Genomic DNA, 10,507 nt, shown 5'->3' with positions numbered 1-10,507 from the left:
GGGAACAGGGAACAGGGAACAGGGAACAGGGAACAGGGAACAGGGAACAGGGAACACAGAACAGTTGGAAAAGTGTTTCTTAGTCTAAGATTCATCATCAGTCCATGTCCTAAGCAATTCTTTCTTAGCTATAGTCCTCAAAAAGTTTGAATAATTGTCCGATCGCGTCCTTCTTCCTTTGCTTGATAGAGAGCTTCATCTGCTATTTTAATCAACTTTCCCCAGGAATATTCAGGTACAGGAATAGTGCTTGCTACACCTAAACTCATGGTAACAAATTCTGATATTTGAGAACCAGCATTAACTAACTTTAAATCTAAAAGTCGCTTACGAATCAATTCTGCTAGATGAAATCCACCTTGAGCATCTGTTTGAGGTAATACAACTACAAATTCTTCCCCACCGTAACGTGCTACTAAATCTGCTGGTCGCTTGACTTCTGCTTTAATGACATTAGCAATTGCTTGCAGACACATATCTCCTGCTGGATGACCATAAGTATCATTGTAGCGCTTGAAATAGTCAACGTCACATAGAATCAAAGCTATTGGTGCTTTTTCCCTTGCCATTCGTCGCCACTCCCTGTCTATATATTCCTCAAACACACGACGATTAGCAACCTTAGTTAAACTATCAAAGTTGGCAAATTCAACTAACTTTTGATTCGCAGTTACTAATTTTTGATATAGTTCTGATTGTTGTATAGCGATCGCTAACTGTCCCGCTAAACATTCAATAAAATCCATTTCTGAAAATTGCCATTTTCTAGGTGTTGAACAGTGGTGAGCAATTAATAATCCCCATAGTTGTTGTTGAGTATACTCAAAATTCCCATCAGACGTTTGTTCTGTATTAATCTTTGATATTGGTACTACTAAGTTAGCTTTTACTTGAAACTTACTCAGAAATTCAACATGATATGGAATTAAATCTCCAATAGGTATATGTTCTTGATTAGCTGATTTATCCTGTGCATTGTCACTAAATTTACTCATGCTTTCTACAATAGATTCTCGATTACAACTAACAGATTCCATAACTACTTCTCCTGTCCCATCTGGCTTAAATTTATATATGAATACTCTGTCAGTTTTGAGAAATTTGCGGACTTCATGTACTGCAGTTTTGAGAAGATCATCAAGGTTTAATGATTGACGTATCCGTTCTTGAATAAACGTCATAAATCTAGCAGTTTCTGTTTGCTGTTTTAATTCTTTTACCAGTTTATTAATTTGCAAAAGTCTACGGACTCGCTGACGTAAAACAGACCATTTAATTGGTTTAGTAATATAATCCATTGCACCAACTGCGAAGGCGAGGTCAACAAATTCTTTGTCTTCAATAGAGGTAATTATTAACAATGGAGTCTGATAAAGTAAAGGGTTACTATCTAGGTTACTATCTAGGTTACTATCTAGGTTACTATCTAGGTTATTATCTGGAAATAAATTATTTGATAAATTCTGACTAAAAAGTTCTTGTAATTTAACACAGCAAGCAAAGCCATCAATCTCTGGCATCATTGCATCTATTAAAATTAAATCTGGTATTTGAAAACTACATTTTTCTAAGCATTGCTTGCCATTTTTTGCTTCTATTATCTGATATCCTTCTGATTCTAATGCTTTACGCAGGAGATGACGCATAGATTTTTTATCATCTACTATCATTATTACAGAGGAATTATTCTGTGATTTTTGTGGATTCATAAAAATTTGAATTTAAAAATACTATAAGTTAACAATATATCAGGTTTTAGCTATCAACAAGAGAAGGGTTAATATTTGTCTTCTAGAAGACAAACAAAAGTCTATTTTACTAATTATCAACTACTATTTAACTGGTAAATTAGAGAATATTTTCTCCAGTATATTGTATAGCTGCGATTGTTTAATTGGTTTATTTAGTAGGGCAGCTAAGTTGAGTTGTTGGAGTTGATTTTTTGTGGGTGATTTACCAATAGGAGTTAACATAACTAATGGCAGACATTTATACTTGGGTATTTCTCTAATAGCAATAGCAGTTGCAACTCCATCCATTTCTGACATTTCCATACCAATGATTATTAGGTCAAAATTTTGATGTTGGTCAGCAGTTCCATTCTTGAGCATATTTATTGCTGCAAGACCTGATGTTGCAGTATGAGATAAAATTCCCCACTGGTTCAATTGCTGAGTTAAAATTTGTAAACAAGAAGGACGATCGTCTACAATTAATAATCGTTTATCAGCTAAATTATTGATAGGATTAAATTGACTTGTAATATCTTTATCAACTTTTACAGTTAAGGTAAAATAGAACGTAGAGCCTATTCCTTCTTGACTTTCAACCCACATTTTACCACCCATCATCTCACATAAACGTTTACTGATAACTAATCCTAATCCTGTTCCTCCATATTGTCTAGTTGTAGAACTATCTACTTGACTAAATGGTTGAAATAATTTGTGCATTTTATCTCGGGGAATCCCAATTCCTGTATCTTTGACAGCAAATTTTATTTCATACAAATTACTAGCTATACTCTGTTGATTATCACTACTATCTTCGGGAAGTTTCAATACTTCTGAATCTGGAGAATTAATAATATTTTCTGACCCTGGTATTTTTTGAGCTGAAACATTAACTAAAACTTCTCCTTTGGCTGTAAATTTAACAGCATTAGTAATCAGATTAACTAAAATTTGACGTAATCTTGTTTCATCCCCTAAAATTATACTTGGTGTATTATCCTCAATCAAATAAGCTAATTCAATTTTTTTGTTAACTGCCTGAATAGCAAGCAAGTCAATACACTCTTCCAGACATAATCTTAAATTAAAAGGTCTTTCTTCAAAATCCAATTTATTAGACTCAATTTTAGAAAAGTCAAGAATATCATTAATAATTCTTAGCAGTGCAATACTACAAGTATGAATATCATGGATGTATTCTTGTTGTTCTGAATTCAAATTAGTATCAATTAGCAAAGAAGTCATACCAATTATTCCATTCATTGGAGTCCTAATTTCATGGCTCATAGTAGCCAAAAATTCACTCTTAGCTTTATTAGCGACTTCTGCTGCTTGTCTTGCTTGTTGAAGAGCAATATTTTGTGCAACAAGTTGTTGATGTTGGCGAGTTTCTTGCTCCAATAAATGAGCATGAGCGAGGGCAATTCCTACTTGTTGAGCAACAGCTTCTAGGAGTTCAATTTCATCTTTTCTCCAATTCCGATAGCGATCGCATTGATGCAAGCAAATAATTCCATTTGGTTCATCTTGATAGGAGGTACGAACTACTAACATAGATTTTAATTCTCTACGAAGACAAGTTGATGCAGAAGCATTTGTTTGTAGCAAGGTTTCTGTATAAACATTGTCTGAAGCCATCGCTCGATCCTGTGCTAACATTTGTTCTATATAGATATAATCGATTACTGGAACTTCTAAATTCATAATTGATTCAAATCCAGCTTCTAAATACTCTGCTACTAATGGCACTTTTGGCACTGACCCTGCTTGATAGGAATGAATTACACAACGGTTTACCAGAAATGCTTGACCTATTTGTTGTGCAGTAGTATCAAATATCCTCTGTGTATCCAAGCTTTGGCGAATCTCTTGAGTAATTTTTCCTAACAGAAGACTACGTTGTAATTGTTGTTGTAGAGCTAAGTGAGTTAAATTTTGCTCAATGGCACTAGCAAGAACATTTGTTACCGCCTGTAAAAAGTGAACATCATCTTGAGTGAAAGTATATTTTTTCGTGGTATAAGTAGCCAATATTCCTGGAGATTGATTATTTCCCGGAATAATTAAACTGATACCACTAACAATACCTTGGTCTAACAATGGTTTCAAACCTGGAAATTCAGCAATTTTACTGCTAAAGTCTTCAATTATAACTGGTTTGTCAGCAGCTAAAGTGCAAGCAATTAAAGAGTCAAACTCTTTACTAACTCCTGATAGACTGGTTAAAGTTTTTGGGTTGCTGAAACTGGCTTGAATTTCCCAAGTTTGAGTATCTGATGAATGTTGCAAAATCTGACAATAGTCAAGCTGTAGAGTCTGACATACCAAGAAAACTGCTTCTGACATGAGTTCTGATATAGATATACTTTCGAGAGCACGTTGACCTAATTTTGCTACTGCTGCTGCTGCTAGAGCTTGAGTAGCTAATTTTTGCTCTGCTTGTTTGCGATCGCTAATATCCCGCAATATCATCGTAAATACAGTTTCATCTTTTAATTCTATTGGTGAAATTGATGCCTCTGCATGAAATTCTGTGCCATCTTTTCGTTTGCCAATAACTATAGCAAGTTTATGTTTTGTCTTGTGATTTTTTGCCCCGACAGAGTTATTAAATTTTGACTCTTGCCAAACAACTAACTTGCTAAATGACTTTCCTACAACTTCCTGGTTTAGATAACCAAATATTTTTTCTGCTCCTTGGTTAAACAATCGAATAATTTTATTTCTATCCACTGAGATAATTGCATCTTCAGCCATATCTAAAATACTTGCTAAACGAGCCTCTGATTTTTTTAAAGCTTCAGAAAATGCTGTGCGTTCAGATATTTCATTTTCTAGCTTTTGATTTAACTCTCTTAACTCGGCGGTTCTTTGTTGTACCCTAGCCTCCAAGTTTGCATTCAGGAGACAAATTTTTTCTTCAGCTAAAATACGTTCTCTAATCTGCTTTTCTAGTTCCTGATTAGTTGTTTCTAGTTCCATAGGATTAGGCATTGCTAAAAGTTTCCGAGCTAAACGAACTAAAAATATGACTGTTACTATAGAAACTATAACTGTAATACCCTTAACTAATCCTAATAGCCAATAATGCCGTAGTGTCCAAATTTCTTGAGTGTGGGAGATACCACTAAAAATCATTAAAATTGCCAACATCCAAAAAGTGAGATTGAATGGCATATTTGGTCGTCTAATCAGACAGTAAGTAAGTATTACTGCGATAAAATAATAGGTCAGTGCTATAAATAAATCTGATGTGAGATGAAATAAGATTAACCCTGATTGTAGTAGGTAATAACTTCCATGAGGAATAAAGACACCTAAATCCATGGTAGATTGAAATAACCCTGGCATATAATACTTCTCCCGATCAACTAGCTATTACTATTATTTAATCAAATCCTCACCTGTAGTCGCATCAAGCACTTGTCTAAATATTTTTACCCAATGTCTTTGATTGTTCTAAATCTTGATTTTGATTAGGTTCAAAAATCAATAAATTTTCAGATTTAAGTAGGTCAAACAAATTAACTTAAATAAAGTATTATTTTTGTATATACCGTGTTTCAAGCTGAATATTGTATTAACAAACAATCTCTAAATTTGGCTAAATTAGACATATAATACTAATTCACTTTAAAGATTTCACAAATAGTTTCAAACTTTAAATGTGAAATAATTTCCTGAAATTACTGAGCGCGTCAAAGTTTTGAGCCTATAAAACCTTAATGCATAAATTTTAACTTTTGAATCCGTCACTTCCGTGAAACGGTATAAGTACCTGGTCATAAATAAAGTTAATTTTGAAGATAAGGTAGGGGAGCCGTCGGATTGGCAATTTACAGAATGGTTTGGATAAATTTACTTGCTGTAATTATTTAGGCAGGAATATTGAACCTGAGAGGCCGTAAGTTAACAAACCTAAGTTTAACAGACAACTTAGCCTCTTAATATTTACTTCATAAATCAGCTATAATACCTCCCAATGCTTTCCATTCTCTGTTCCCTTAAGCATTTAATTATATGTTTATATCTCAAATCTAAATGCTATATAATTTTGATTATTGTCTGAAAAAACATATCAAATTAAATTGAAATGCTAAACAGTCCTATTCAAGTAGCAATTACTTTAGGAACTCGCCCCGAAGCTATTAAATTAGCACCAGTTATCCAACTTTTTCAAAATTCTCCTGATTTTAACACCTTAGTAATTTTAACTGGCCAACATAGGGAAATGGTTGCCCAAGTAATGAAATTATTTGATATTAGCCCCAACCAGGATTTAGCAATTATGCAAACCAGGCAAACATTGACAGATATTATGTGCCGAAGTTTGCAAGGATTAGAAGAATTATTTCTACAGTTACAACCCAAATTAGTATTAGTTCAGGGAGATACTAGCACCGCTTTTGCTGCTGCCCTAGCTGCATTTTATCAAAAAATTCCTGTTGGTCATGTGGAGGCAGGTTTACGGACTAATGATTTATTTAATCCCTATCCCGAAGAGGCAAACCGCCGTTTAATTTCTCAGATAGCTCAATTGCATTTTGCTCCGACAACTTTAGCTATGGAAAATTTACAAAAATCTGGAGTAGTGGGGGAAGTTCATCAAACAGGAAATACGGTAATTGATGCTTTGTTAAAGGTAGCAAAATCTCAACCTCAATGTCATATTAATGGTTTAGATTGGGGCAAATATAGGGTAATATTAGCAACAGTTCATCGTCGGGAAAATTGGGGAGAACCTTTAGAAAAAATTGCTCAAGGATTTCTGCAAATTTTAGATAAGTTTCCTGATACTGCTTTGGTTTTACCTATGCATAAAAATCCTACAGTTAGGGAACCTTTAACAGCAATTTTAGGGAGTCATCCAAGAATATTTTTAGAGGAACCTTTTGATTATAGTAAGTTGGTAGGAGCTATTCAAAATTGTTATTTAATATTAACTGATTCTGGGGGTTTACAAGAAGAAGCTCCAAGTTTAGGTAAGCCTGTTTTAGTATTACGAGAAACAACAGAAAGACCAGAAGCAATAATGGCTGGAACTGCTAAACTTGTTGGTACTAATACCAGTAATATTGTGGCTGCTACAGCAGAATTATTGAGTGATATTAGTAAGTACAAAAAAATGGCAATGGCAATTAATCCTTTCGGTGATGGTCATGCCTCGGAGAGAATTCTCAAGATTGTACAAAATTATTTGAGTTAGGTGTTGAGTTGGGGTGTTCCAATCGATAATTTTTGGAAGTATTTGTAGGCACACTCCAGAGTTATGCTCGAATTCTCAGGACTACCTGCAACTTTAGTTGTTTTTTAAATTTTTAATTTGATTTAAAGAATTTTGATACAATGCCTGATTGCCTTGCTGCTGATATAAATTAGCAGCTTTTTCAAAGTGTTTGATTGCTTCTACCTTATTCCATTTATCCTGATAAATCAAAGCATGATTGTAGTAACAATCACCATCTATGAGATTAAGTTTCATGCCTTGGTTTCGATTGGCGATCGCTTTTTTTTACTGTTGTTGATTATGGTAAGTAATACCGCAGTTGGAGTAGGCAATTGCCTCTTTAGGATTAAGTTGAATGGCTTAGTTAAAATCTGCCAGTGCTTTTTCATACTCACCTCGATCATTGTAAGTAAGACCTCGGTTTAGGTAAGCATAGACAAATTCAGGATCGAGTTGAATAGCTCGATCATAATCGGCGATTGCTTTTTCGTAGTCTCCTTTCTTGGTATAGATAGTAGAGTGGCCTGGTAAAAGTAAAACAGAGGATCATTATTATTAGACATAGAACAACTACCCAAACTAAGAATAAGTAAAAAATAGACATCTGCGAAAAAGATATAGATTTTTTGTGGCTAGTAGGGAACAGGGAACAGGGAACAGGGAATAGGGAACAGGGTATATATTTTCATGAAAAAGATACGAAAAATGATTTCGGAGAGTGAATTTGACAACTCTAGCTTGTCTTAAATAAAGAGCAAGTTTATTTTCTGGAGAGGTCTAATAGGAAATAGCCAAAAATCTATGCCAGTTGCTGGCCATTAATTTTTTTCTAAAATTATTGAACTTCATCTAAATGTTGGTTGGAGACCCGCGCTCTCCATCCCCCCTTTTCTTCCCCCCTTTCAAAACTATCCCTGATAAGGAACTCCTAAAACCCTTTGATGATAGGGAGATGGGGGGGTGGGGTTAGGGGGAGGTGGGGGGAGTTTAGCCTCTAATTAAATACGTTTACTCTCCTGAAATATCCATATGTGGCAAATTCATAACTTCTTTCTAATGTCCGCGTTTTATGTTAAGAAAGATGTTTATAAAGCATAGCTTTCACTCGTGGGGTTGGGGGGGGATGGAGGAAAACCAATCAATTTTGCGGTTTTACAGATAATCTGTTAAAATGTGATTGTCGAGTAAGTAAACAGTAGATGGTTGAGAAAGCGTACAAATTTAGGTTTTACCCTACTCAGTCGCAAGAAAATTTGCTGCGGAGGACATTGGGTTGTGTGCGCGGTCACTACAACAAAGCTTTAGCAGCAAGAACTCAAGCTTGGTATGAGAAACAAGAACGGATAGGATATGCTCAAACCTGAGCTATGCTTACCTCTTGGAAAAAGCAGGAAGATTTATCAACAAAACCCACCCATGACCACTCTAATTTACCTTTAACTCTCTGAGGTCATCTAGAGCTTTTTGATATAACTCTTGATTTCCTTGTTGTTTGTATAACTTAACAGCTTTTTCCAAGTCTTTAATAGCTTGTTTTGTATTCCCTTGTTCCTGGTAAACCGCACCCCGGTTATTGTAAGCATCAGCATCCTGGGGATTAAGTTCAATGACTTGGGTCAGATCGGCGATCGCCTGTTTATATTTTCCTTGCTCATAATATGCTAAACCCCTAAGATGGTAAGCATTGATATAGCTAGGATTAATTTTGATCGCTCGACTAAAATCAGCGATCGCCTGTTTATATTTTTTTTGCACATCGTAGAGAAAACCCCGGTTATAGATTGCATCATCGTAGTTAGGGTTGAGTTGGATTGCTTGAGAGTAGTCGGCGATCGCTTGTTTATATTTTTTTTGCTCAGAGTAACGATTGCCCCGGTTATAGTAAGCTTCAGCATAGTTAGGATTGAGTTTGATCGCTTGGGTGTAGTCAGCGATCGCCTCTCGTTCATTTGTTTGGTTAGAGTAGACATTACCCCGGTTGTAGTAGGCAACAGCATCATTAGGATTAAGTTCAATAACTTGGTTGTAATCAGTAAGTGCCTTTTTATACTTTCCTTGGGCATTGTAGATACTACCCCGGTTGTTGTAAACTTCAGCTAAGTCTGGTTGAAGTAGAATTGCTTTATTATAATCAGTCAGTGCTTTTTTATATTCTCCTTGCTCAGAATAGAGATTTCCCCGATTAACATAGGCATTAGCACGCTTGGGATTAATTACAATAGCTTGGTTGAAAGCAGCCATTGCCTTTTGATACTTTCCTTGAATTTCGTAGATCACACCCCGGTTGTTGTGGAAATCAGAATCTTGGGAATTAAGTAGAATCGCTTGGTTGTAATTAGCAATTGCCTGTTGATACTTTCCTTGGATATAGTAAATAACACCCCGGTCATTATAGACAGCAGCATCCTGGGGATTAAGTTCAATAGATTTGTCGTAATCAGCTAGTGCCTGTTCATACTTTCCTTGGTTAGAGTAGACATTACCCCGCTTGTAGTAAGCACCAGCATCATTGGGATTAAGTTCAATAGCTTTATTATAGTCAGCCATTTCGTCAAAAGAAGTCATAGTTAAACATCACCTTGATTCAGAAAAATATAAATAATAATACTTAGTCTAACCTAAAAAATTCACCAGCAACTACATTGAGATATATAGAACCCCTAAGCGTATCTATTTGTGTACTTAAATATAGGGAGATGGGGGGGTGGAGAGTGTAGAGAGTGTGGGGAGATGGGGTGTATTAGACCTCTCCCAAAATCCCAAATCCAATCAATTATTACCCATAAATTATCAATTACTTCTCCCTATTCCCTCTTTTCTGGAGATACCAAATGGCTTCTATAGAACCCAATATTTAAAATATAGAGGGGGAGATGGGGAGATGGGGAGATGGGGAGTATTTTTCAATTATTGCTTCTTCCCACGGACAACTCCGTGCCTCAAAATTTAATCGTGGGCATTAATTAATACCAACAAGAGAGTGAGAAGATACGGATATTCATAGATGAGGAGTATTGGAATATTTTTCCACCTTTTTCTCCTATTGCCTCTATCCCACTCCCGACTCCGTGCTTCAAAATTTTCATCAGGGTAAAGATACCAAATGGGTTGTATATAAATTCCCAAAAAGCGTGAGGTACGCGCATTCGTTTGTTTTAGGCAATACACAACACGTCATTTCAGTATGGGTTATATATAAATTCCCAAAAAGCGTGAGGTACGCGCATTCGTTTGTTTTAGGCAATACACAACACGTCATTTCAGTTATAGCGCTACGCATTAAGGTTAGGACATTTATAAATCCTCAAATCCTTTGATAGTCTTCTGTTCCCAGTTAAGTGTTCCCTCTTCCCGATTCAAGTAGCGCTATATCAGTTATCAGCTAACAGTACCTCTGCAATAATGAGGCTTAACATAAGGAATATTTTCTTTTCTCGAGGGGAGATTGCATATGGCACACTTCGGAGCGGCTCTGCACTCTTCGGGAAACCTCGCCATCCCATCCTACTCCAAGCTTCGCGACTTGAATTGCCGAGCGAAACGACCG

Annotated in this window: 6 protein-coding genes and 1 pseudogene; 2 read left to right on the top strand and 5 right to left on the bottom strand. The window is 35.7% G+C overall.

Annotated elements, in window-relative coordinates; all coding sequences use genetic code 11:
• Positions 1 to 137: 137 nt before the first annotated feature.
• Together ACP6PM_RS18180 and ACP6PM_RS18175 are read right to left on the bottom strand one after the other, a co-directional pair.
• Positions 138 to 1,709 (bottom strand): GGDEF domain-containing response regulator, encoded by a 1,572-nt coding sequence (locus ACP6PM_RS18180; protein WP_426587040.1) that lies wholly within the window; start codon positions 1,707 to 1,709, stop codon positions 138 to 140.
• A 123-nt stretch (positions 1,710 to 1,832) separates the two neighbouring features.
• Positions 1,833 to 5,084, bottom strand: coding sequence for an ATP-binding protein (locus tag ACP6PM_RS18175; RefSeq protein WP_426587037.1), 3,252 nt, complete (start codon positions 5,082 to 5,084; stop codon positions 1,833 to 1,835).
• A 742-nt stretch (positions 5,085 to 5,826) separates the two neighbouring features.
• Between ACP6PM_RS18175 and wecB the strand changes: the two genes are divergently transcribed.
• Entirely contained in the window at positions 5,827 to 6,939 is a 1,113-nt protein-coding gene (gene wecB / locus ACP6PM_RS18170) for a non-hydrolyzing UDP-N-acetylglucosamine 2-epimerase (RefSeq protein ID WP_426587035.1), read from the top strand.
• 93 nt (positions 6,940 to 7,032) lie between these two features.
• Here the strand turns inward: wecB and ACP6PM_RS18165 are convergent, their stop codons facing one another.
• Both ACP6PM_RS18165 and ACP6PM_RS18160 read right to left on the bottom strand, forming a co-directional pair.
• On the bottom strand, positions 7,033 to 7,215 hold the full coding sequence (locus ACP6PM_RS18165; protein WP_426587033.1) for a hypothetical protein: 183 nt from the start codon (positions 7,213 to 7,215) through the stop codon (positions 7,033 to 7,035).
• A gap of 105 nt (positions 7,216 to 7,320) precedes the next feature.
• Entirely contained in the window at positions 7,321 to 7,473 is a 153-nt protein-coding gene (locus ACP6PM_RS18160; protein ID WP_426587044.1) for a tetratricopeptide repeat protein, read from the bottom strand.
• Positions 7,474 to 8,159: 686 nt separating this feature from the next.
• Here ACP6PM_RS18160 and ACP6PM_RS18155 point away from each other — a divergent pair.
• Positions 8,160 to 8,321: pseudogene (locus ACP6PM_RS18155) on the top strand (helix-turn-helix domain-containing protein); the annotation flags it as partial.
• Between the two features lie 64 nt (positions 8,322 to 8,385).
• Here the strand turns inward: ACP6PM_RS18155 and ACP6PM_RS18150 are convergent.
• Positions 8,386 to 9,525 (bottom strand): tetratricopeptide repeat protein, encoded by a 1,140-nt coding sequence (locus ACP6PM_RS18150; RefSeq protein WP_426587031.1) that lies wholly within the window; start codon positions 9,523 to 9,525, stop codon positions 8,386 to 8,388.
• Positions 9,526 to 10,507: the final 982 nt, after the last annotated feature.

This window comes from Dapis brunnea BLCC-M229 (assembly GCF_050015995.1).
Classification (GTDB): Bacteria; Cyanobacteriota; Cyanobacteriia; order Cyanobacteriales; family Microcoleaceae; genus Trichodesmium.
Note: the sequence above shows the minus strand (reverse complement) of the source record. Positions and strands in the feature narration are given on the sequence as shown.